Source organism: Paenibacillus phocaeensis, assembly GCF_900021165.1.
Lineage (GTDB): Bacteria > Bacillota > Bacilli > Paenibacillales > Paenibacillaceae > Fontibacillus > Fontibacillus phocaensis.
Window position 1 is genome coordinate 33,332 of sequence record NZ_FCOQ01000013.1, and the last position, 20,621, is coordinate 53,952.

Consider the following 20,621-nt stretch of genomic DNA (forward strand, 5'->3'; position numbering starts at 1 on the left):
TGCCCCCCCCTTTATACATAAGCCTGTACACGAAAATTTCTTAACAAGTAATAGTCAGCCCAAGACAAGTCATCTGATGCAAAATAAACGTCAAATGATGAGGGGATCGCTTCTGATGATACATTACCTATTTCAGTACTTGTCCCGACTTTGTAGAATTTTAATCTTAGGCCTAGCGAAGTAGCTAAATTCCAGTTGTAATACGACAAACCCAATTCATATGTGGGAGTCTCTGCAGTAGGAGCAACTTCGGACATCAAGAAACCTGAACGAAATATAAAATGATCGTACTTTGAGGTGGTAGTGTTGTATATATTAGATGTAACATAGAGCAATTTTGGCATAAATGGTATATTTACTGTTGCTCTCGTCCCCATTTTAGTATTAGGAAGTACTACGGAATACACCTGCTTATATTCTAAATTCCCTATAACATTAAATAAATTCACATCTTTCTTGATGTTACTTGCCACAAGATTAGCATCTCCCAAAATCGTAATCGGACTACTATAATACCCCTCAGCCTTTGTTTGATTTGCCGTCCCCGGTATTACTGTGCCGCCCGCACCACGATTGATGATCCCGTTCAGTTTCGAAATCAACACATCCCAACTCTCCCCCGTGGACGCCGAAATCCCCAAGGCAACGAGGGCGTCCACGACTTCCTGCTTCCGCTCATTGCCAGCTTGAAAAACCTCGTCCAACTGCGTTTGCAGCCCGTTTACGCGGTTGATCGGGACGCTGTCGACCGCCAGCACCGCACCGTTGATCGCTCCGTCCTCGCCGAGCGGGACATTTTTGAGGACGACCATCGTCATTTCGGACGTCGCGGTGATGCCGGACAATAACGTGATCTTCGCCCGCTGCGTGACTTGGCCTGCCCCATCGCGGATGGTGTTGGTCACGGTATATTGCGTCGGGTCGAGCACGGCGCGGTTAATCGCGACCATCAACGTGTCGGTGTCAGCATCAAACAGGTCGAGCGGAATCTCGAATTCGGTTTGATTATCGACCGTGGCCGTGACCTTCAGCGGATAGCTGACTAGCTTCGGGATGCCCGTCTCCGTGACCAGGTTGATTTGCTGGTCGGTGTAGGCCTTCGCTTGAAGCGCCACGTCTTTCACCGCCCGCGGCGTAGCCGCCGTATCCTCGGCCGTGCTGTCCGTGGCGTTGGACAAGCGCACGATCCCGGGTTCCGACAACGAAGCCGGCGGAACCTCAATGTTGTCCACCTCGGTGCGCAGCTCGTTGATTTCCTCGCCTATTGCGTTTAAGTCTTCCGGTTTTACTGTATCCGATAACGTCCAATCCGATTTCGCCATCAGTTCTTGACCTCCTTGATTTCCACTGTCTGCAGCATCAGCGTATCCGACGGCACCGGCACGTTTACCGCGTTGCTGGAGATGACACCGCCGGTTTCATCCCGCAGTTCGATTTGGTTAATCACCGGCAGCTCGGCTGCCGGGATAATATAATTAAGCGCCACGGTGGAGTCGGTCACCGCTTTTTGCTGAAACTCGGTAATTTCCAGCGATCCGTTCAGTACCACCTTGGCGATGCGCGAATTGACGTATTCCGCGACCTCCCGCTTAAAAGGTGCCGTAATCATAACACTTGTACCCCCGTTCCCAACGTTATAAACGGCCTTTCCCCCAACCGCCACGAACCGTCCAGCTTGTAGTTCCAGGCGATCCCGCGCCCCGTGATATGTTCTTCCAGCCCGATCCGGTCATATAGCGCCGTATTTTGCTGATAGACGATATTCGCGGGTTTGACCGTTTGCACCGTGTATTGGACTTCCTTGAATACGTTGGCATTTTCGATGTTCGTGGTGACGTAGAGGATAAACCGCTCCGCGTCGACCGACACGATGGTCATGCCGGGACCGACCAGGCGGTCGAGCTGCTCCTGGAGCCAGCGCACCGTAAACGGCGGTTTTGTTCGGTAGCGGTTCAAGATCCGCTGCTTGCGAAAATCCAGCGTCTCCAGGCCCGGATCCGCCTGAACCCCCAGCATCCGCTCGCGGCGCTTGATCGCCTGAACGCCGGAGGTTAACACGAACTGGTCGTCAAACAGTTGCTCCACCGCCGCCTCCAGGCTGTCCAGCTCGGCGTCTTCGGTGCGGGCGAGCTGAATGAAATCCAGCACTTCCCCGTAGTAGGACGGCAAATATGGCAGCACGCGATCAGGCATGAACGGTCACCGTCCCCATTAACGGGATTTCCTCGGCGGAGAGCGTCAAGTTGCCCGCCGTCCCGTTCAGCAGCGTACTCGCCACATCAATAACGCCCGGCACGTTCAACATAGCCGCTTCAATCAGCGCTACACGAACGATGATTTGCTCCGATGTTGCCCAACTTTGCCGCAAGCCTAGCAGGTATGCGGCAATCGCCTCCTCGATCGGCCCCTGCACCTGGCCGGCAGTGCTTCCCGCATCCAGCGTGACGGTGGTCGCCACGTCGATGGGAACACCGCTAACGCTTGCGACCGTTACCGTATGTCCGATCGGCGCCGTGCCATAGCCTTTGCCTTGGTTGGCCGTCGGGTCCACCGCCGACTGCACCTCGGAGATCAACGCTTCTGACGGCACGTTCCAATCGGAGGCGATCACGGTGCATTTCACCGTCCCACCGCCGTTCCAGACCGGAAACACCTTGGTCGCCCCGACGCCGTCCATACCATTGACCGTTTGCTCATAATCGGAGACGTTCCCGCCGAAGGCGGGCTCGTTGACCGTCTCATAGTAGCGCGCTCGCAGCGTATCGTCGCTTTCTTCGTCCTCGCCGGGAACGATGACGTCAGCCAGCTCCGCCCGCACCAGGCCTGGCACATAGTCGATCGGCAGCAAAGCGCCGAACTGCCGGTTCCCGGCCGCTCCCACCGTTTCACATTCGAGCACCCACTCTCCAAGGCCGATCCGGCTAACCGCCGTATAATCGAGATCGTTCAACGAAAACCGACTGCCCTCCGCCACATCGACCGGCACATCCTGCGCGCCGTAAAATCGCCCCTTGCGCTGCGCCTTCGTGGCCGACTGCCGCTCGATGCCGAACTCGGCCGTCCGCCGGGATAAATACTCGCCGCTGGCAGTGTCGGCAAAAGCCAGATTGAAGCTTGTATCGAGCTCAATGTACATTTGCGCCAGCTCCGCCGCCGCGGGAGCAAGCGCGTCGTAGATCACACTCCCCTCCCGTTTGTCGATCGTATCCGGCACCCGCTCCAACATGCGGGATAAAATCGCTTCATAGGTCTGATGTTCATACATTTGCATTCACCTCCATGCGGAAATCACCGTAAACGGAGTTTACCGTAAAGCTGATATCCGCCTCGTCGCCCTGTACGCCAATCGCAAAATCGGCCACTTCCGAGATGCGGTCATCCTGCAGCAACGCTTCACGTATCCGCCTTTGCAGCTCCGAGCGAATCAAGCCGGGGCTTGCTCCAATCAGTCCTTCCCGCTCAAAGCCGTAATCGCCCGTGTATATCAGATGGGCGAACCGCTCCGTATGCAATATTTTGTAAACCGCCTGTTTCACCGCGCCCAACCCATCCGTCATACCGTCCATCCGCCCTTGCTGCACATTGAGCTTGTACGTGCGGCTCGGCATCGCCACGGGGACCGTATCCGGCAACAGGCTTGCTCCTTGAGGGATCATCCGCTCACCACCTTGTCCCACACGATGTATTTCTGGCCGCCTTGCATGCGCAGCAGCAGCACGTTATCGCCGGCCGCCAGACCCTCCCGGATAACCGCCTTCGGGGCCGACGGCCCGGCGACTTCGGGCGGCCAATCCAACTCATAACGGGTCAGGTAGGCAGGGATCACCAAAAAATCCCGGTCGATTGTAAATCGCTGATCGACCTGAATTTCAAGCGGAGCCGTATTCGTTACTTTGCCGAACAGCACGGCCACCGGGCTTGCGGCATCGACCGCCCCGGCGCCGAGCTGGCGGATTTTGTTCGCCAACCCCATCAAATCACCTTCAAATCTATGGAAATGGTATAATCTCCCCCACGAAACTGGTGGGAGCATTCGTCGATCAAGAAGTACTGATCGATGCCCAGCGCGCCGATCTTCACCGCCACGTAACAGCCCGCCCGCACCTGCGGCTGGCCGAGCGCCTCCAGCTTCAGCCGCTTGGTTTCCCGATTTCTCAGCTTCTGGAGCTGATCCAGCAGTTTGCCGATCTGCGCGGCATTCTGGTTGTCGTCGACCTTGTCATAATAAATCAGCCGGCCCCATTGGGCGATCGCTGCTTCATCCTTAGCCATATAAACATCGCGGTGTCCCGTAGTTTGGTTGTCTTGCACCAGCTTGAACTGGTTGTACGTGTCGCTGTCGATGCTTTGTTCAAACGAGTAGTCATGAAGCAGGCTGTCGTCGCCGAGCTGCAGATCGAGCCGCATGTCCTCAGCGGCATCGCGCACCGCCAGCGCCCCGAATTCATCGTAAAAGTTGTATATTTTCCCGGTATGGATCAACGTGTGGTCAAACGCCTCCGAAATGAGATCAAGCAGCTTCTTCCCGTCCCCCACCAACGTAGGAATAACATACTTCGTATCGGCGATATGCCCCCATTTAAGGCCGACATCGCCGGCAATCCGTTTCACGACCGCGGCGGCGGTGATATTTTTGAACACGTACGTATCTTTGGCGTTCAAATAACGGATCTGGTCGTAGCACTTGACGGAGACTTCTTCGCTCTGTCCGCGATTCACGGTAAACACGTATCCGTAGAAAAGCGGACGATCCTCCCATTTGGCCCAAACGACATTGCCGTTCGCGGCCGTAATATTCGGGACGGCGACCATTCGGAAATCCAGACTGCTTGGCTGGGCGGTGCGCGAGGTTTTCCAGGTGGCCTCCGTCACCAGGCCGGAAATGTCCCACACGGTGCCCAGCTTATCGTCAAGCCAAATCTGCAGCAAGCGATTCACCTCTTCTCATGGCAGCTTCAACACCTTGCCCACCGGCAGCCGGCGCAGCTCGCTGTCTTGAATACCGTTGAGCTTCTGAATTTCCTTGTATCTGGCGCCGTTGCCCAGCACTTTTTGCGCCACCTTCCACAGGCTGTCGCCGGACACCAACGTATACGTCTTCGGCTGAACCCGGGGGGCGGGCCGGGTCGGACCGCCGCCCGCCGCGGCCTTGCCGCTTCCCTTCTGCCCGGTGAGTACTTTTTGCGGCGTGTAGTAACGGTATTCCTTCAATTTAAGGTCATAGCTGATGTCACCCACGGCCCCGCCCGATTCCGAATATGTGAAGCTCTCGATGCTGACCGGTAAATTCAGATTGAGCGTTGAGCCGGTAAAGACGAGCTGCAGCGGCTTTTGATAGGAGAGCCAGCGTTCAATCGATTCATAATAATGGATAGGCTCCTGAAAAGACTCGGCTGCCCGCTCGCCGGCATATAACGGATGGGCCGGAAAGATCCCGGAAAACGAGATCTCCACCAGCTTATGCCCCGTGAGCACATGGATTTCGCCAAGTTGGGAAATCTCGTACGTCTTGCTGTTCCCCGCTTGCGACACTTCGATCTTCTCCGGCAACACCGGAAAAAGGATGCTTTCTTCCCGATTGTTATAGGACAGTTCCAACGAATAACTCATGCGTACACCCCCGCTGCGCTTGTGGCGATTTCCTCTTCCAGCATCTGCTCGATCTGCGTAACGATGCTGTGGATATCCGCCTCTTTGGCAACCGGCCCGGTGTTCACGGTGACGGTCGGCGTCAGTGTCGTAAAGTTCTGGATTGCCGTCACTTCCGCCAGCTCCCGCATCATCTTAAGATCCTCCGAGGAAATATCCACGGTTTCGTTAATGCGATCCACGCTGCCGACATTCCCGACGCTGCCGATATTGGCGACATTTGCCCCTTGCCCCGCGGCCGATGTCATATTTTCGCCCGGCGTCTTCTCGAAACCGGACTTGACCGAGTTCAGGGTATTGGCCATCTTATCGAACGCCTTCGCCCCGATGGCATTGCCGCGGTTGTATGCGCCAGCCAAGTTTTTATAATCCATCCTGCCTAACTCAAAGGCATTTTCGGGCTTGTCCGGAGGTTTCAGGCTGTCTAGCTTATTTTTTATCTTGTCGCTAAGCGCATGGATATTGGTCTCGTCAAACAACTCCATTTGCTTTACATTCGTACCAAACAGATTATTGAATCCTTCGATCAACTTATTGATGCCTTTCAAAGCTCCGTTGATCGCTTCAAGGATCACGCTCATGAACCCCCCGGCGAAATCTTCGGCGGATCGCAACATGTTGTACATATACCCGCCGAACGTCATCGCCAAGTCGTAAATCAGCTTTTGGATGGCATAAACCGGGTCGATGAACAGATTCAACAAAAACTCCACGAAGCTGATCAGCAGGTTGTAGAGTAACGCGACCTGGTTGTGCAAATAAGCAAACAAGCCGTAAAACAAGCCAACGACAAACCCGACGATCTCTTGGGCGGACACCCCGAATTTCATCAGGACAGCCACGAGTATCCCGATCACAGCAATGATCAGCAGCACCGGCCAATAGGCGGCAAGCCAAGCGATCCCCTGTGCCACGATCGGCGCGACCATCGACCAGAGAAGCACCCCCATCAGAGCCAAGCCAGCGCCGATCCCGAGAAGGATCATGTTGGTGGAAGACCCGTTTGCCGTCAGCGTCTCGAAAAACGAAGCCGCCCCTTGAACCAAGTCGCTTGCAAAAGTCCCCACAATGCTTAGCCCCGCTCCCAAGCCGCTGATGAAGTTTTTGAATGCATCGCTGTTGAAAACCTCAAGCATGGCATCAAACATCGGACCGAGGGCGTTCAGGCCTTGACGGCCTATGGAACCGAGTTGGAAGTTCAGGGTGTCCACCGCCCGCTTCCACTTCACCGCCGGCGAGTCCATCATCGACTCCAAGGCGGCCTGCGTCATCTGCCGCTTGTTCAACAGCCCGTCCATCGCCGCGATCATTCCGCTTACGTCTCCCTGCTTGACCGCCGCTTGGACCGCGCCGTTATCCAACGCGGCTGCCGGAATCTGATAGTCCGAGCTTAAAGCCTTCGTATCGCCGGACAGCATTTGCGAAAGCGCGCCAGCCGCCCCGCCAAGCCCTTTCCCGGGGTTTAGCTGCGAAAGCCGTATCGCCAGAAGGTTCAGCTTCTCCAACTGTGCGGGATCGGTCGTTTTCGCCATAAACTGCTGCGTGCCGGTCAGGGCAGCGTTGACGTTCTGCCCATACTTCAAGGCTTGGGCCGCCGTCCGGTCGAAAATCTGCTGTCCCGCCGCCGGGCCTCCAGCTCGCAATGAAATTTGATCCAGCGCAGTTTGCTGCTCAGCCCCGTCGCTGAGGATGCGGCCGAGGAAAGACTTGCCTGTTGCCGCCACTTTCTTCAGATCGATGTCCTTCCATGCCTGAACGAATTTGTTGCTTTTCCTGGCGGACTCATCCGCCGCTTGATTAAATTCTCGCTGGGCTTTTGTCGCCAGCATGATCTCCCGATGCGCTTGCATTTCGGAGGATATGACTTGCTGGATGGCCTTTACGAACGCCTGCATCGCCAATGCGCTGCGGTTCATCGCTTGCTCGGAGGCGTTCCAAACGGTTACCGTCCGCTCGGTCTGCTGAATGACTTGGGGAAGCATATTGCTCATCCCGTCGTACGCTTTGAGCATGGATGTTGCACTTGCCAAGGCTTCACCTTCTTTCCTGGCAGGAAATTCACTTTTTCTTCGCCGCTTTTTTCTCGGTTTTTATGATCTCCTGAATCATCGCAATAAGCGCCGCTTTCTGCTTCAGGCCCAGGGCGGCAAAATCCCACGGCATCAAGTTGAAGCGATTCAGAGCGAAGAGGGCGCAGACCGTTTCGCCGTCGCCCTCGTCGATCAGTTTTTTACCTCATCCGCCAGTTCGTTAATGCTTTTGTCGAAACCGTTGATTTCCTGCACCTTCTGTACGAGAGTGGCGTACTCGCCGGGGAGCAGCATTTTGCGCAGACATTGGTCCGCACCCATCACTTGGTAGGATTGCTGAAGGTCGGCATTCTTCAAATCCGGGAACACGACGCTGGCGACCGCCAGCTTGGCCAGATATTCGTCGGTGTTCGTCTCGAAGCTGACCATCCCTTTGTCCTTGACCTTGCGCTGGCAGGATCTGCGGATCGCCTCGTTCTCCTCCTCGGTCATACTGCGGAGCCGCCATGGCACCGATGCGCCTTGCTCGTCCTTAAAGCGCTCGGACACGACGACTTCCTCCACTAGGCCGGCGGCGGCATTTTGTGCAAAAAAAGCAGATAAAGAGCTCATTCGTGAATCTCCTCCTGTTTCGGTTGTTTATTGGATTAGTTGGTCGGCGCGACCGTATTAAACGATTCGATGATGTCGTAGTCTTCGAACGTAAACGGGATTTCCTCGTCGAGCATATCGTCGGCGGTGGCGTCGAATTTGGCCGCGATGATGCTGTCGATATTACAGCCCCGCAAGAATACGGTTTGTTTGCCCGCGCCGCTGCCCGGCTGCTCGTTCGTAATCATCAGGTCGAACCAGAAGTCGGTCCCGTTCTTCACGTAGTCCTTCATCAAATTGCGGAAAACCGAGGAAACGTAATAAATCGTCAGCGTGCCCGTGCCTTTCCAGCCGGCCGAACGCTGCGGCGTGCTGGTTCTGCCCAACGTCGGGACGTCCACCTTCGTCTTCTCGATCGTCGATTCCAGCGTTTTGGCGTAGAACAATTCCTCCGTCCGCCCGTTGATTTTCATGAACGCCTTGGCTTGTTTCCCGCTAACTGCATCCTTCACATTAAAAAAAGAACCTGCCATCGCTTCGTCCTCCTTAGTTGACCGTGACGGTCATGTAGATTTTTTCGATGCTGTCTACCGGCTGCACGTTCAGGTTGATAACGACGGCATCCCCGTCGATGCCGGGCAGCACTTCGAGATCGCTCTCCGCGTCAAAGTTCTGGATCGCCCCGATGCCCTGCAGACTGTCCAAGTAGCTGAGCACCTCGCCTTTCAGCAAATTGCGGCCGTCCGGGTTATTGCCGATTTTCCCGATGTAGCTTGCCGTGAACGTGCGCTGAATGTCGCGCGCAATTGTGTCGAGCACCCGTACGACACGGTTTTTGCCGAAGTGCTTGGCTTTATCGGCCGTGAACGTAGTCAGCGTATTGATATCCTGCTGGATTTGCACCTTGCCGTTGGCTGCCGTCAGCACCAGCTCGCCGTTTTGCAGCGCCCGGATCATCTCGCTGTACGTGAATTTCGGCGATACATCGACCGCATTCGGAATTTCCGCATAGGTGAGCGATTCATTGACGGCCGCCGCCGCTTCCATCGCGGCGATTTCCCACAGCAGGTAAATCGGCTCCACCGTCAACCCGTCCTTCGTCACGACGCCGTTCTTCAGACTGATGACCCCTTCGTAGTCAGCTTGCGGGTAGTTATAGAGGACGGTGACGATCTTCTTGCCCTCCTGCTCACGCAGACGTTTCGTGTAGGCCACGGCCAACTGCTTCAGCGCCGCATCGTCGGTCGGCAAGCCCAGCACGTCGAACTCTTCCGCCTCCAAGGTCGTTAATGCTTCGGTCCAGTCGCCGACGCCACCGGTGCCTTCCTTGCCGCCTGCCAGTATCGTTCCCGCCGTTTCGGTCAGTTCACCGCTGCCCACGAATGTGACGAAGTCGTTACTCGCAAGTTCCTCGGCTGTGCCGACGGTTTGCGCGTCCACTTCTTCGCCTTCCAGCAGCGTGCGCACTTCGTAGGCGTTCGGCAGATCCACGCTGGCCTGAACGACGATCTGCAAGTCGTTGCCGCGCGTTCCGCCGTATTTGGCAGTAGCCGTCAAATTGCCGATCGTGGCGGTCGCTTGTACGGAATCCTTCGCCCCCAGCCGATAGATCAGCACCTTACTGGCGTGCGCCATCGCCGCTCCGATATGGCGGATTCGCGCATCGGCCGCATGATAACCCAATAACTTCAGGGCGTTTTGCAAATATGATTCCGCCTCTAGCTTAATCACGCCGCTGGGCCCCCAAGGCAGCGGTGCCGGAAAGGCTACCACCCCGCGCTCACCGACCGTGCCTACCGCACGTGCTGCCGATTTGAAATTGATGTACGTACCCGGAGATACTTTGTTTTGCGTTGTCCATGTGCCGTTAGCCATGTTCCTTCACTCCTCTTTGAATAAATGAATGTACTGCCTGCTCAGCCTGGGCCGCCGTATAGAACGCCCCGTCCGCCAACGCGACGTGCAGAATGTCCTTCTCCACGCCATTAAACCGTTTGGCCGCGAGCAGTTGCGCCTTGGAAAACGTCCGTTCCGCCGGTTGTGCCGGCTTGTCCGCTTTCTTCTTAAACCCCATGCTTGATCTCCCCCTCCTGCCGGAGCATCCCCATCTTCACCACTTCGCCGGCCGGCGACCAGACGATCTGGGTGAACGTCAGATCCAGGTGCAGCGTGCCGTCCTCCTTCCATTCGGCGCTCATTCCCGCCCCGTGGGTCAGCCCCTCCGCCGCCGCAACATCTGCGAACAGTCCGTAGAGCTGCTCTGCCATGTCGTTGGCGGACGCCCGACTACTGTCGCCGGAAGGGACAAACTGCACGTCGAGCGAATACGTCCGCTTGAAACGGCGGTTCATCTCACGTTTTTGCTCTGATTTCGACAACTGCACGAACAAGCTCGGCGCCGGCAATGGTTCCGAGCTCCGCTCGGTGTAAACCGGCAGCTCCGGAAACCGAGCCGTGAGTGCGGAAGCCACGCTTTGCACCACGTCATTCAAAGTCATTTGCGTCAAAATTCCACCTGCCTTCGCATGCTCTTGCTTTTCCCACCTGTTCCAGGGACCGCTCGGCCGTCTCTTGGTTCGGCGAACCTCCGCTTGCCTACTGTTCGCACGCCCTTCCTCTATAGCGCCTACCCGGTTATCTTCAACCCATGCAAGGGGCTCGTCCGAAGCTGTGACTGGCTGTATTGCAGGGTCCCTGAACCTGGCGAGAAAAAAGCAGGGCCGTGAAAGTCTCGTTCACGGTCCTGCTTAAGGATGAAGTTTTATCTTCTTCGACACTATCATTGTATCTTGATTCGGCGACGATCATCGGCCTTTATGCGGACAAACATCGGACGGTAGGAGGCCAGATAGAGGTCAGGAATATTCGGATCGTTCCAATGGAGACTTGATGACTTGGGATAAATTCGCCATTGCCTTATAATGATTTGAGGTTCCTAATATTGGGGGTGAAGGGGGAATATCCTTGGATCTGCGACTGAAATTTAATGAAGACGTTGTGAACTACGAGAAGATGCGCCCCACGTATGTGGAGGAGCTTTTTCAGGATGTGATATTGTTTGCGGAGCTGAAGCGTCATTCAGAGTGATTTTGAAAGCGTCCAATTGAAAACGAATCATTATGATTTAGTCTACTCCGCCACGGCGTTCCACTGGATCCCGCAAGAGATTGGATACCCTAAAGTGCATCAACTCTTACGAAGCGGAGGCGTTCTCGCCTTATTCTGGAATCGTCCGTTCCCGGCCCGGAAAGACGAGTTGCACGAAGCCATGCAGCAAATCTACGCGAAATACGCGCCCTCCTCGAAAGAACCTGCCCCACATACCGAACAGAAAAGCTTAGAAATGGTACATACCCTCGAACAATATGGTTTTGTCGATGCGAATTTCAAATTATATCATCAGACCCGAACTTTTGACGCGCCAAGCTATGTGGCCCTCCTCAATACGTATTCGGACCATCGGGCTTTCCCGGAGGAGCAACGCGTGCGTCTAGAGCAAGAGATGATCGAGGCCATCAACCATTACGGCGGCAAGGTTAACTTACACGATACCATCGATTTGTACTTAGCCAGGAAGCCGTAAAAGAAAGGAGGACAACCTATGAACCGGAGAATTATCCTCCCTATCACATTGGTTCTAGGCGTCTGCGTCGTTGTTCTTTGTCTAAGCCTTTACCCTCTGCTCGCCAGAAACACAAAATATGATCTTCAACTTGGACACGTTCCAAATCAGGAGTTCGCCAGGATGAACGATAACTCGGATCATTTTCAAAACAATGCCGTTCTCATCGCCATGGCCATCTACCCGGACAAGAAAGAAAGTCTGCGTCAAGCTCAGTTATATGTAACCAAACGCGGAGACAGCGAAATTCTTCAAGTTCAAAAAGAAAGAGAAACGGCTGACTTAGCGGCCTTTGAAATGCGACTCAAAAATTTGGAGTGGGAGCCTGGGGAGTATACGCTGTACTTCAAGCGTGGATTGATTATTCAGATGAAGCTTGATTTTACGTTGGAGTAAACAAGGCTAAGAGAAACGCACTCACAAGAAGCGCGATTCCCACCAGAATCAACATGAGTTGTATGGTCTCATCGGACTGTAATACAAAAAAGAAGCCCATATTAGGCTTCTAAAGATGGTATGAATGATGTGTGTTAATCCTTAACCAAACTCAGGCGTGTGCGTAAGCTGCGGATTGTTCTTCGTGAGCCTTAAAGGTTACTGTCAATCCCAAAGAAAGTCCCACTTTAATAACAGTCTCCATGGATGGTATTGAAGAACCTGTCTCGAGCCTAGCTACTTGGGCTTGCGTGATTCCCGCTCTTTCCGCTACCTCTCGTTGGGTGAGACCAAGAGTTTTCCTTTGCCGTACAATCTCGTTGACGAGATGTGCCAACTCGGTAATGACCTCTTTTTCCAGATCAGATTTGTACTTAAGTTCGCGCTTTAAATTTTTCCAAGTTTTAAAATTGGGTGTATCGATATCAATCACCTCCAATATGGTTAGGATCGGGGGCATACGCCCCCACCACCTATTTGCCATACCGCTTGACCCAGTCTTTCATCCGCTTAACCGCACGGATTACTTCATGGTCAGGAGTTGGCCCGGTAGATTTTCGGAAATACGTCAGTAGCACCATCTGTCCGCGCCACTTGAAGTATGTAATCCGAAAGGGACCCGGCCGTAGCTCCCGAATACCATCTCGCAATACCCGCGAGTGAGGCATTCCATCCTCAACCCGGTCAATTGCGTACTGGACTCGACTCATTAAGTCGTCCGCTTCGGCATCTCCCTTGACCGCCCGTGCATCAAGGTCGCTAATGAAATCCCAAACATCAGAATTCCCTTTAGCGGTAGTGTAGAACAGCACATCATTCATACTATAAGTCCTTCTTTCTATTTAGTTGTCAAGGTTCCCGAACGATTTTGATATCGTTCTCGATATAAATATATCACAAACGATATTAAGCTGCAATATTTCCTACCCCTAACCCACCTAGTTTTGAGGAAATTCAACCTTCTTACCTAAGGCTAGGAGATCCCCCTACCCGCATCAGGCACAGATACATGCCAGAGTCCCCTAAGCACCGACCTTCACGGTAAAAGAAGCACGAAAAGAAACGCACTCACGGGAAGCGCAACTCCCACTAGAACAGCAATGTAGGGATATGGAGTTCTAAGGTAATCCTTAAACTCCCTTGCTTCTCGCTTCTTGAAATCCTGGAGATCCGCTTGCTGAATTGCATGATTTGGGATTTTAGAAAAATGTGAACGTCTCCAGTTTCTCGCCTAGTCCAGGTTGCCAGGCTACGATTGATACGTTGCGATTTGGAACATTTGGACATACAATGGAACGGAAAGCTCTGATTTGGAGCACTCAGATGCAGGGAGGGACTTAGGATGAAGAAAGCATGTTCAATAGTTGCTGTACTGTTTTTGCTTGTGTCCTGTTCAGTCTCAAACCAATCCAGTTCCCAAAGTTGGGCATTTGATGTTGTGACCTGGAACCATGGAGTTTATAAAATTACAAATGAAACCGTTACGGAGATCGAAAAACAAATTGGCACAATAAAAAAACATTCCACACGTGAATCCAGCGATCTACCAAATCTATTTTCCAATAAATACAAGAAAGGAACAAAGCTATTCAAAATTAAAAGTGTCGAAACGAATGAGTATATTGCAGTTCAAGATAATGATGTTTACTATAAAGCTGAGAAAATGGACGGAATGAGTGTACACTATTCCCCTTTCTTCAACCCCCCAACCCATGAATCAAAGTCTGCACGATCGGACTACTCCCAACCACCACAATTGCCAACCAACCACTAAGCACGATCCACGACCATATTCTTCTTCTCATAACTCTTTTCCACCTCACAGAATAGATATTTGTATTGCTCCTGAACCTCCCCGGATGCCTCATGCCTGAACTGCTCAAACAACTGTGCACATCGAATCAACATCGATTCATGATTGAACCTCAGAGCCAACCTCATTCCTTCAAAAAGCTGCCGGAACCCCATCTCATACCGCCGATTGCGAAAGAAGTACTGGGCCAGCTCCGACAAATACCGAACATACTGATCTGTCACAATCTGCGCGTTGTATGGTCCGAAACGACCCGACCGTTCTTGGTATCCCAGCTGTGTGCGAAACCGATCCAGCAGATGATCCACGTTCAACTCAAACCGGTTCGCCGCCTGTAAAATCCGATACATCGCCGGAACGATCTCCGGCGTATTCGCCGCGATCCACTCCGCATATTCTGCCAGCACCTGAACCTCACCGGACATCAGGCGGTACAAATACGCATTGGCCTGCCCCCATTCTTGAAACTGTTCCACAACCCGCCGCTCTTCTTCGTTTTCTACCCCAATTCCAAGTAGAGCGCCGCCGCGATACATAGCAACATACTCCAAAGCCCGTTCGTACTCTTGTCTGGCATCGCAAACATTCGCCTGCAACAAATACGCATACAGCAGATAAAAAAGCTCCGGCCGAGACACTCCTTTATCCGTCACCTCCTTCCGTTTTCGATTTACCCGATGGTGGTATTGAATCGCCGCCTTCTGCTCCAGCTTCTCCGCCAGGGACTGAACCCGATCCCACTGATGCAAAGAAGCGTACACATCCGCCAAGTCCTTCACCGCATCCAATTGAATCCCCTCATCCAATCGGTCTACATAGTCTTCAAACAAGACGGCGGCTCGTAAATTCTCCTCTTGATCTTCCCCGAGACGAATCGTAAACAAGCGATACCGGCTGAACGCCAATCGCTCGGAATGCTGGTACTTCTCACATTCGGCAACGCAGTGGTAGAGCAGGGCGGCTGCTGTTCTTTTTCCTTCCCCAAAAAACTGCTCCGCCAACTCAAACAACAACGGCATATACGGCAATCGATCCGCCACCGCCTGCACTAACCGCTCTAAACAATCCAACTTGTCCAACTCCGCACACCGCTGGAGAAACGGCCCTAACCGCCTCCAATGCAGCGGCACGCCATGCAAACATTCCTCTAAGTAAATCTCGTACAGCGCCCCCTCTTCCAACCCCATCCCCTCCGTGATGAGATCCAAGTTATGGATGGAAATCTGCCGATACCCGCTCAACATCGCACTGATCGTCCCCGGATTGACGCCGGAAATCTCAGAAAATTGCTGGAGCGTAAGCCCCGCCCGCTTTATATAGCTCTCCAACTCTTGTCTGACCGTGGTTGCAGGTTTCATGGGAATACCTCCCCCGCGTCCAAATCGTAAACCCTTCTTTTGCGTCCCCTTATTTATCCATTTCAGCCTGATTGTATATCTTTTTTAAAGGCTAGTCAATGAAAATAGTACGTATAAGTACTGTTTAACTATATTAATTTCTAGTATACTTATCTGTATTTGCCTAACCACCTTACCTAACCTAAAAGAAGAGGTGGTAATCCATGAATTTACCAGAAATCGTTGGAAAACGAATCCGTGAATATAGAAAACAAAAGAACTGGACCCAAGAGCAACTAGCTGAAGCGGCTTCGCTTCACTACAGTTACATAGGCGGCGTGGAGCGTGGGGATCGGAATATTTCGTTGGAGACGTTGGAGAAAATTGCGACTGCCTTGGATATTCCGGCTGGGGATTTATTTCGTCCGGAAGTGGTACTCGATAAGGAGCAATTACTTGATGAACATATGAAATTGGTAAGCGACAGAAGTGCAGAGGAGATTGCGTTGATTACGCGGATCACGCGGGATGTGATTTGGGGGATGGGGATGAAGCGTTAGAAGCTTTTTTATAGAAACTCCCATACTGAGGTGATGTTATGCCGCTTTTGCACAATTTTCTAGGAAACCGAATCCGAGCTATACGAAACGCAAAGGGCCTCACCCAACAAAACTTAGCCGATTTGTCCGGTTTGGACTATAGATACATCGGAGCTATTGAACGGGGAGAACGAAACTTCTCTATTGATACCTTGGAGAAGGTCCTGACAGCACTAAAAGTTTCACTAAACGAACTTGCTTATTCGGATGTAGAGCAGAGTGAAAAGGAATCCGCACGCTGGGAAGCAATTGACCAGTTCATTGCGAATACTGAGGGGTTGACCGAAGAACAGATTGAGATCTTGCGGCGAGTGAATCAAGAGGTTTTGAGGGCGTTTAAATAGCCTTCTCACAGTCACATTATTTTAAGCGGACAACGTTAATGATGGAGGTTCCATGAATTTACCACAAATCGTTGGGCAACGAATCCGTGAATATAGAAAACAAAAGAACTGGACCCAAGAGCAACTGGCTGAGGCAGCTTCACTCCATTACAGTTACATAGGTGGCATAGAACGAGGAGATCGGAATATCTCGTTGGAAACATTGGAGAAGATTGCTGCTGCCTTGGATATTCCTGCTGGGGATTTACTTCGTCTGGAAGTGGTACTCGATAAACAGCAGTTACTTGATGAACATATGAAATTGGTAAGTGGTAGAAGTGCAGAGGAGATTACGTCGATTACGCGGATCACGCGAGAGGTGATTTGGGGGATGGGGATGAATCTACATAAGTGATAAAACTATTAAAAATTGAGGCACTGAACCCAAATATGTAGCGCTCTTCTTTACTTCACCTGATCTTTTATGAGTAAAAAGAAAAACCTCTCCATTTCGGAAAGGTTTTCATTCACGCCACACTCCATTATGATGCCAATACCCTTAAAAAACATTTAAATACTGTTGGAACAAAACACTAAATCCCTGGATCCCATTTTTCATTTGCCAATAACTATTTCATTTTTAATCTTAGTTGCCAATTCAATAGGTGTGTATAAATCAATATTTGTTGCGGGTGTCGATAGACTTATAATCAGGGAATATCTAACTTCCCTATCCCAACGATCTAACCACGGGCGCTTAGCCCACCACCCACTGATTGGATAAATCCCAACAATATTACTTGTGGCCAATTCTGATGCAGTAGTTTCCCAGATATCACTATGAATAGAACCCTTATTTCTTGCATTCGGACCTAATGTCCAATTTATGTTACTAGATTCAGAAGAAACCCCATCCTCCTCATCTTTTGCAGCCTGATTAATTCGCTTTATGAACTGTTCCTTTGTAGCCGTACCGTTCATGTCAAATCTTAGAGCATGTGACGCATAAGAATATCTGCTCTTCCACCCAACTTCCCCAGGGCTAGGTTCAATATAATAAGATAAAGTAATTTTTAATTTAACTTCAAGTTCGCCAAGTTCTAGTAATACTTCACTCGGAAAAGGTAATTCGTGAAGATGCATCTCATTTAAAGATATAGTTCCATTTGCCTTCTTGAATGGTGTTATTTTTGTTTGAATAACCATGCTTACATTATTTTTCAAACACCATAATGCCTTTTCTAAATTAGGGACTCCATAACCACAGATCCTAGCAAGGTCATGATAATGTCTCTTGTCAGTCCCCATAAGAAACTGTTCCTTTTGAGTTTGAGTCCATTCTGCTGAGTGTACAAGCAAGCCCCTAATAGTTTCAGGCCAAGCATTTGGATATTGTGCCTGAATCTGAGCTGCCATCCAAGCAGCAGAGGCTGTGGCTGCACTTGTAGCTTGAATCGTAGTAAATTGTTCCTTGTGAACATTATGTGACGTAGTCAGTATACTATGATTTGTATCAGACCATACTCCGTATGTATCAATGACCATATTACCACCCTCTAAGACAATTTCCGGTTTAATTGGCCATTTGTTTTTATCCCAAGTAAAAGATGTAGTACTATACGGTGATAGACCTCCCTTAGGTGCTAATGGAGTATAGTTAGAATAAGGAGCAAACTTATCAGTGTATGCACCAACTGTTAACGCATTCCACGATTGGCCTGGATTTTCTACGACACTCGTATAATTGCTGTCAGGATATTGATCCATGTGTTTAATATGGTTATTTCCTGCAGAAATCAAAATTAATTTATAAATTTCATCAATATAACCTGAAGTCAGTTCGTCTATAGCAGCCGACCAAGACGACGGACGTCCATCTCCTGTTTGATAATTTGGAGCAGTTACTGCCATACACAAAATCCGATCTCTTTCTGGGTTATCAATTATTGCTTCACTTACTATCCTTTGAACAATATCCCCATATAGTTCAGGTGGATTAACTCCTCTATCCGGTAAAATTTTCAAAGATTCAATTTTATGTTGGATTGTAATAGAATTAGACCCTAATAATGCCTCTTTAAGATCCCCATAAGTAATAACTCCACTCATATTGGTTCCATGACCGTTAAAATCAGCAGCAGACCAACTAGGATCGTAGGTCTTGCAATCTTCATCACTTAGCACTGGATTTAATAATATATGTCCATTGTTTACTCCTCCATCAAGTAAACTTACATATACCTTTGTATCATCTTGAACTATTAATCGATCCAATAAATCTCTAGACCAGTCAACTTGATCTGCATTTTCAATATCAACAAAGAAAACAATTGCCTCCGAAGCTCTTCTCATCTCCGCTATGTAACCACAAGAATTGATTATCTGCTGTAAATTTTCACGAGTACAATTAACTAAAACAACTCTCCGTTCCGGGAATTTAATCGAGTTTTTCTTTATCTCAATTTTTATTTTGTTTTCAATAATTGAAGAAAAATCATTATAAACAGCATCACTGTCACTACTTAACCAAATTTCACACCATTTTGGTTCATCCCCAGGTATCCAATCTCTCTCGCTCTCAGCCCAGAAGGATTCTAATATAGCTTGATTTATATCTTCTATTCCATCAATAAGAGAAGCATTTTTAGGTCTTCCTTTTGTGGTTTCCTCTGTCATGTATTTCTCAAGTTTATTAAGAAATACATGCCTTTTCTCTTGAGGTATAAACACTGTTGCAATCCGCTCAGTTAATCCATCTATCTTCTTCTCTCTAATATTCAACAATTTTATACCATCTCTGCGGCTCTCAAGGCTCTCAACCTTCAAGTCATAGCCCGGCAAATTACGAAACTCTACATAAACACCATCTCGAGACTGCACAGAAACAGCAGATTTGTCATTAATTGATTGATCTACCCACAATGCTTCAAACTTGTTCATTAATTTTTCACTATGAGTCATACGGTTTCTTTGAGGCATTTTAGATGATCCTTGACCTTTGCCCTTGTATGTAAAAGATGAAGTAGTATCTAGGAAGAAAAGAGAATAATGTTCTTTTGCCATATACTAGTTCCCCCTTATATATAGGCACTAATCTTTTCTTTAATCATCTTTAAAAGCAGGTCAGACTGAACAGTCTTCTTATCGTTTATAATAGTCTCTTTAACAGCGTCATCACATGCTTTTGATAATTCAGCATGACTAAGGTTCTTCCCGGTGGATATAAAATTCTCCATGCTTTTATCTAAATCATTTGGTGCAAATTGACCGAGTCTGTTTTTTAATAGATTTGGAATTTGTTCTTCATCTGGTAGTGAATAATGAATTACATCATCAAATCTTCGAAATAAAGCTGGATCAAGCATTCTTGAATTGTTAGTAGCTGCTATAATTATACTCTCCGAATCATCTTGCTCAATAAACTGCAAAAATAAATTGAGAACTCTTCTTATTTCTCCTACATCATTATCTACGTTTCGGTTAGTTCCAATTGCATCAAATTCATCGAAAAAATATACCGCTGAATTTTCATTAATTGCATCAAATATTGCTCTTAATTTTGTCCCAGTCTCTCCCATGTACTTAGTCATTAACTTATCCATTTTAATAGTGCAGAGCGGTAAACCTGTCTCCATAGCAACTATAGATGCTGTCATAGTCTTTCCAGTACCTGGGGGGCCCTCAAGAAGGATTTTTCTCCTATGGACAAGACCATGCCTTCTTAATTTTTCCCTTGACTCATATTCATTCAGTATTCGTCGAATTCTTTCCTTAATCTCCTCAGATACAACCAGTTCTGTCAGCTTATGATACTCCAGACTAATGCCTATTAGTTCATTAACGTCCTTATTAAATTGAATAATTGGTATGTCTTTATTCTGCGGTTTATTTAAGATATCACGTAATTCACGAGCGAAAGATGTGTGTCCGAGTTTCGCCTCATGCGCAGCTAGCTGCAGGACTATAGTCCTAAATCTTTCTTCATTATTTAATACGTGGGCCTCGACTAACATTTTTATTTGATTTGCAGTCGCCATTTTTATATCCCACCCCTTAATAATACGTTTAATACTGTTATTTTAACAGAAATCCTGACGAATAATACGGATTCCGAAACAAATCCTAAATGCCAGATCTTAGGGTTTACCATACCCGTACCGCTGGTTTTGAGAACCTATACGCAAAGGACAACAAAATAGCAATATTTCAATTAGAACTATAG

General features: G+C 49.8%; 26 protein-coding genes. 7 read left to right on the forward strand and 19 right to left on the reverse strand.

The genetic code is table 11. The features are described 5' to 3' along the window. Positions 1 to 11: 11 nt before the first annotated feature. The 14 genes from BN3795_RS07595 to BN3795_RS07660 form a co-directional block, all read right to left on the reverse strand. On the reverse strand, positions 12 to 1,322 hold the full coding sequence (locus BN3795_RS07595) for a phage tail protein (RefSeq protein ID WP_068784112.1): 1,311 nt from the start codon (positions 1,320 to 1,322) through the stop codon (positions 12 to 14). Continuing rightward, complete coding sequence (locus BN3795_RS07600) at positions 1,322 to 1,609, reverse strand: ketopantoate hydroxymethyltransferase (protein ID WP_068784113.1); 288 nt, start codon at positions 1,607 to 1,609, stop codon at positions 1,322 to 1,324. Before BN3795_RS07600 ends, BN3795_RS07595 begins: the two co-directional genes overlap by 1 nt. Continuing rightward, complete coding sequence (locus BN3795_RS07605) at positions 1,606 to 2,193, reverse strand: putative phage tail protein (protein WP_068784114.1); 588 nt, start codon at positions 2,191 to 2,193, stop codon at positions 1,606 to 1,608. The genes BN3795_RS07600 and BN3795_RS07605 overlap by 4 nt, the downstream gene beginning before the upstream one ends. Then, complete coding sequence (locus BN3795_RS07610) at positions 2,186 to 3,265, reverse strand: baseplate J/gp47 family protein (RefSeq protein ID WP_068784115.1); 1,080 nt, start codon at positions 3,263 to 3,265, stop codon at positions 2,186 to 2,188. Before BN3795_RS07610 ends, BN3795_RS07605 begins: the two co-directional genes overlap by 8 nt. After that, complete coding sequence (locus BN3795_RS07615) at positions 3,258 to 3,656, reverse strand: DUF2634 domain-containing protein (protein WP_068784116.1); 399 nt, start codon at positions 3,654 to 3,656, stop codon at positions 3,258 to 3,260. The genes BN3795_RS07610 and BN3795_RS07615 overlap by 8 nt, the downstream gene beginning before the upstream one ends. Continuing rightward, on the reverse strand, positions 3,653 to 3,967 hold the full coding sequence (locus tag BN3795_RS07620) for a DUF2577 domain-containing protein (RefSeq protein ID WP_408635015.1): 315 nt from the start codon (positions 3,965 to 3,967) through the stop codon (positions 3,653 to 3,655). Before BN3795_RS07620 ends, BN3795_RS07615 begins: the two co-directional genes overlap by 4 nt. Positions 3,968 to 3,972: 5 nt before the next feature. Continuing rightward, positions 3,973 to 4,929, reverse strand: coding sequence for an XkdQ/YqbQ family protein (locus BN3795_RS07625; protein ID WP_068784118.1), 957 nt, complete (start codon positions 4,927 to 4,929; stop codon positions 3,973 to 3,975). Positions 4,930 to 4,944: 15 nt separating this feature from the next. Next, positions 4,945 to 5,610 (reverse strand): LysM peptidoglycan-binding domain-containing protein, encoded by a 666-nt coding sequence (locus BN3795_RS07630; protein WP_068784119.1) that lies wholly within the window; start codon positions 5,608 to 5,610, stop codon positions 4,945 to 4,947. After that, positions 5,607 to 7,679 (reverse strand): hypothetical protein, encoded by a 2,073-nt coding sequence (locus BN3795_RS07635; RefSeq protein WP_198524674.1) that lies wholly within the window; start codon positions 7,677 to 7,679, stop codon positions 5,607 to 5,609. Before BN3795_RS07635 ends, BN3795_RS07630 begins: the two co-directional genes overlap by 4 nt. Positions 7,680 to 7,871: 192 nt before the next feature. Next, positions 7,872 to 8,291 (reverse strand): phage tail assembly chaperone, encoded by a 420-nt coding sequence (locus BN3795_RS07640; protein ID WP_068784121.1) that lies wholly within the window; start codon positions 8,289 to 8,291, stop codon positions 7,872 to 7,874. Positions 8,292 to 8,326: 35 nt separating this feature from the next. Beyond that, on the reverse strand, positions 8,327 to 8,803 hold the full coding sequence (locus BN3795_RS07645) for a phage tail tube protein (protein ID WP_068784122.1): 477 nt from the start codon (positions 8,801 to 8,803) through the stop codon (positions 8,327 to 8,329). A gap of 13 nt (positions 8,804 to 8,816) precedes the next feature. Continuing rightward, complete coding sequence (locus BN3795_RS07650) at positions 8,817 to 10,145, reverse strand: phage tail sheath family protein (RefSeq protein WP_068784123.1); 1,329 nt, start codon at positions 10,143 to 10,145, stop codon at positions 8,817 to 8,819. Beyond that, positions 10,138 to 10,344, reverse strand: a complete 207-nt coding sequence (locus tag BN3795_RS07655; RefSeq protein ID WP_068784124.1) for a hypothetical protein — start codon at positions 10,342 to 10,344, stop codon at positions 10,138 to 10,140. The genes BN3795_RS07650 and BN3795_RS07655 overlap by 8 nt, the downstream gene beginning before the upstream one ends. Beyond that, positions 10,334 to 10,768 (reverse strand): phage tail terminator family protein, encoded by a 435-nt coding sequence (locus BN3795_RS07660; RefSeq protein WP_068784125.1) that lies wholly within the window; start codon positions 10,766 to 10,768, stop codon positions 10,334 to 10,336. The genes BN3795_RS07655 and BN3795_RS07660 overlap by 11 nt, the downstream gene beginning before the upstream one ends. Before the next feature lie 466 nt (positions 10,769 to 11,234). Between BN3795_RS07660 and BN3795_RS26065 the strand changes: the two genes are divergently transcribed. The 3 genes from BN3795_RS26065 to BN3795_RS07670 all read left to right on the forward strand — a co-directional run bounded on the left by BN3795_RS26065 (position 11,235) and on the right by BN3795_RS07670 (position 12,288). Next, a complete protein-coding gene (locus BN3795_RS26065; protein WP_269800211.1) occupies positions 11,235 to 11,357 on the forward strand; it encodes a hypothetical protein in 123 nt (40 codons plus the stop codon). Positions 11,358 to 11,373: 16 nt separating this feature from the next. Beyond that, a complete protein-coding gene (locus BN3795_RS07665; protein WP_068784126.1) occupies positions 11,374 to 11,853 on the forward strand; it encodes a class I SAM-dependent methyltransferase in 480 nt (159 codons plus the stop codon). 162 nt (positions 11,854 to 12,015) lie between these two features. Next, positions 12,016 to 12,288 carry a hypothetical protein gene (locus BN3795_RS07670; RefSeq protein WP_198524675.1) on the forward strand — a complete coding sequence of 91 codons (273 nt, stop codon included), beginning with the start codon at positions 12,016 to 12,018 and terminating at the stop codon, positions 12,286 to 12,288. A 151-nt stretch (positions 12,289 to 12,439) separates the two neighbouring features. Here the strand turns inward: BN3795_RS07670 and BN3795_RS07675 are convergent, their stop codons facing one another. Both BN3795_RS07675 and BN3795_RS07680 read right to left on the reverse strand, forming a co-directional pair. Next, entirely contained in the window at positions 12,440 to 12,787 is a 348-nt protein-coding gene (locus tag BN3795_RS07675) for a helix-turn-helix domain-containing protein (protein WP_068784128.1), read from the reverse strand. A gap of 13 nt (positions 12,788 to 12,800) precedes the next feature. Beyond that, on the reverse strand, positions 12,801 to 13,148 hold the full coding sequence (locus BN3795_RS07680) for a type II toxin-antitoxin system RelE/ParE family toxin (protein ID WP_068784129.1): 348 nt from the start codon (positions 13,146 to 13,148) through the stop codon (positions 12,801 to 12,803). 521 nt (positions 13,149 to 13,669) lie between these two features. Here BN3795_RS07680 and BN3795_RS07685 point away from each other — a divergent pair. Then, positions 13,670 to 14,101, forward strand: coding sequence for a hypothetical protein (locus BN3795_RS07685; RefSeq protein ID WP_068784130.1), 432 nt, complete (start codon positions 13,670 to 13,672; stop codon positions 14,099 to 14,101). Here BN3795_RS07685 and BN3795_RS07690 read toward each other — a convergent pair. After that, on the reverse strand, positions 14,098 to 15,498 hold the full coding sequence (locus BN3795_RS07690) for a helix-turn-helix domain-containing protein (protein WP_068784131.1): 1,401 nt from the start codon (positions 15,496 to 15,498) through the stop codon (positions 14,098 to 14,100). The genes BN3795_RS07685 and BN3795_RS07690 overlap by 4 nt on opposite strands. 203 nt (positions 15,499 to 15,701) lie before the next feature. On the opposite strand from BN3795_RS07690, the gene BN3795_RS07695 reads away from it, so the two are divergent. From BN3795_RS07695 to BN3795_RS07705, 3 genes are read left to right on the forward strand one after another with little or no spacing between them, the layout of a single operon-like run. After that, the gene (locus BN3795_RS07695) at positions 15,702 to 16,037 is read left to right on the forward strand and encodes a helix-turn-helix domain-containing protein (protein ID WP_068784132.1); all 336 of its coding nucleotides are present in this window, start codon (positions 15,702 to 15,704) and stop codon (positions 16,035 to 16,037) included. 38 nt (positions 16,038 to 16,075) lie between these two features. Then, positions 16,076 to 16,420 carry a helix-turn-helix domain-containing protein gene (locus BN3795_RS07700; RefSeq protein ID WP_068784133.1) on the forward strand — a complete coding sequence of 115 codons (345 nt, stop codon included), beginning with the start codon at positions 16,076 to 16,078 and terminating at the stop codon, positions 16,418 to 16,420. Between the two features lie 52 nt (positions 16,421 to 16,472). Continuing rightward, the gene (locus tag BN3795_RS07705) at positions 16,473 to 16,814 is read left to right on the forward strand and encodes a helix-turn-helix domain-containing protein (RefSeq protein WP_068784134.1); all 342 of its coding nucleotides are present in this window, start codon (positions 16,473 to 16,475) and stop codon (positions 16,812 to 16,814) included. Between the two features lie 200 nt (positions 16,815 to 17,014). Here BN3795_RS07705 and BN3795_RS07710 read toward each other — a convergent pair whose 3' ends face one another. After that, positions 17,015 to 19,462, reverse strand: coding sequence for a S8 family peptidase (locus BN3795_RS07710; RefSeq protein ID WP_068784135.1), 2,448 nt, complete (start codon positions 19,460 to 19,462; stop codon positions 17,015 to 17,017). Positions 19,463 to 19,476: 14 nt separating this feature from the next. Beyond that, positions 19,477 to 20,436: an AAA family ATPase gene (locus BN3795_RS07715; RefSeq protein WP_068784136.1), complete on the reverse strand. Its 960-nt coding sequence runs from the start codon at positions 20,434 to 20,436 to the stop codon at positions 19,477 to 19,479. Between the last annotated feature and the right edge of the window lie 185 nt (positions 20,437 to 20,621).

Coding starts and splice junctions, on each gene's coding strand:
- BN3795_RS07595 (WP_068784112.1), bottom strand. CDS start 1,322: ATGGCGAAATCGGATTGGACGTTATCGGATACAGTAAAACCGGAAGAC.
- BN3795_RS07600 (WP_068784113.1), bottom strand. CDS start 1,609: ATGATTACGGCACCTTTTAAGCGGGAGGTCGCGGAATACGTCAATTCG.
- BN3795_RS07605 (WP_068784114.1), bottom strand. CDS start 2,193: ATGCCTGATCGCGTGCTGCCATATTTGCCGTCCTACTACGGGGAAGTG.
- BN3795_RS07610 (WP_068784115.1), bottom strand. CDS start 3,265: ATGTATGAACATCAGACCTATGAAGCGATTTTATCCCGCATGTTGGAG.
- BN3795_RS07615 (WP_068784116.1), bottom strand. CDS start 3,656: ATGATCCCTCAAGGAGCAAGCCTGTTGCCGGATACGGTCCCCGTGGCG.
- BN3795_RS07630 (WP_068784119.1), bottom strand. CDS start 5,610: ATGAGTTATTCGTTGGAACTGTCCTATAACAATCGGGAAGAAAGCATC.
- BN3795_RS07640 (WP_068784121.1), bottom strand. CDS start 8,291: ATGAGCTCTTTATCTGCTTTTTTTGCACAAAATGCCGCCGCCGGCCTA.
- BN3795_RS07645 (WP_068784122.1), bottom strand. CDS start 8,803: ATGGCAGGTTCTTTTTTTAATGTGAAGGATGCAGTTAGCGGGAAACAA.
- BN3795_RS07650 (WP_068784123.1), bottom strand. CDS start 10,145: ATGGCTAACGGCACATGGACAACGCAAAACAAAGTATCTCCGGGTACG.
- BN3795_RS07655 (WP_068784124.1), bottom strand. CDS start 10,344: ATGGGGTTTAAGAAGAAAGCGGACAAGCCGGCACAACCGGCGGAACGG.
- BN3795_RS07660 (WP_068784125.1), bottom strand. CDS start 10,768: ATGACTTTGAATGACGTGGTGCAAAGCGTGGCTTCCGCACTCACGGCT.
- BN3795_RS07670 (WP_198524675.1), top strand. CDS start 12,016: ATGAACGATAACTCGGATCATTTTCAAAACAATGCCGTTCTCATCGCC.
- BN3795_RS07675 (WP_068784128.1), bottom strand. CDS start 12,787: ATGCCCCCGATCCTAACCATATTGGAGGTGATTGATATCGATACACCC.
- BN3795_RS07680 (WP_068784129.1), bottom strand. CDS start 13,148: ATGAATGATGTGCTGTTCTACACTACCGCTAAAGGGAATTCTGATGTT.
- BN3795_RS07685 (WP_068784130.1), top strand. CDS start 13,670: ATGAAGAAAGCATGTTCAATAGTTGCTGTACTGTTTTTGCTTGTGTCC.
- BN3795_RS07690 (WP_068784131.1), bottom strand. CDS start 15,498: ATGAAACCTGCAACCACGGTCAGACAAGAGTTGGAGAGCTATATAAAG.
- BN3795_RS07695 (WP_068784132.1), top strand. CDS start 15,702: ATGAATTTACCAGAAATCGTTGGAAAACGAATCCGTGAATATAGAAAA.
- BN3795_RS07700 (WP_068784133.1), top strand. CDS start 16,076: ATGCCGCTTTTGCACAATTTTCTAGGAAACCGAATCCGAGCTATACGA.
- BN3795_RS07705 (WP_068784134.1), top strand. CDS start 16,473: ATGAATTTACCACAAATCGTTGGGCAACGAATCCGTGAATATAGAAAA.
- BN3795_RS07710 (WP_068784135.1), bottom strand. CDS start 19,462: ATGGCAAAAGAACATTATTCTCTTTTCTTCCTAGATACTACTTCATCT.
- BN3795_RS07715 (WP_068784136.1), bottom strand. CDS start 20,436: ATGGCGACTGCAAATCAAATAAAAATGTTAGTCGAGGCCCACGTATTA.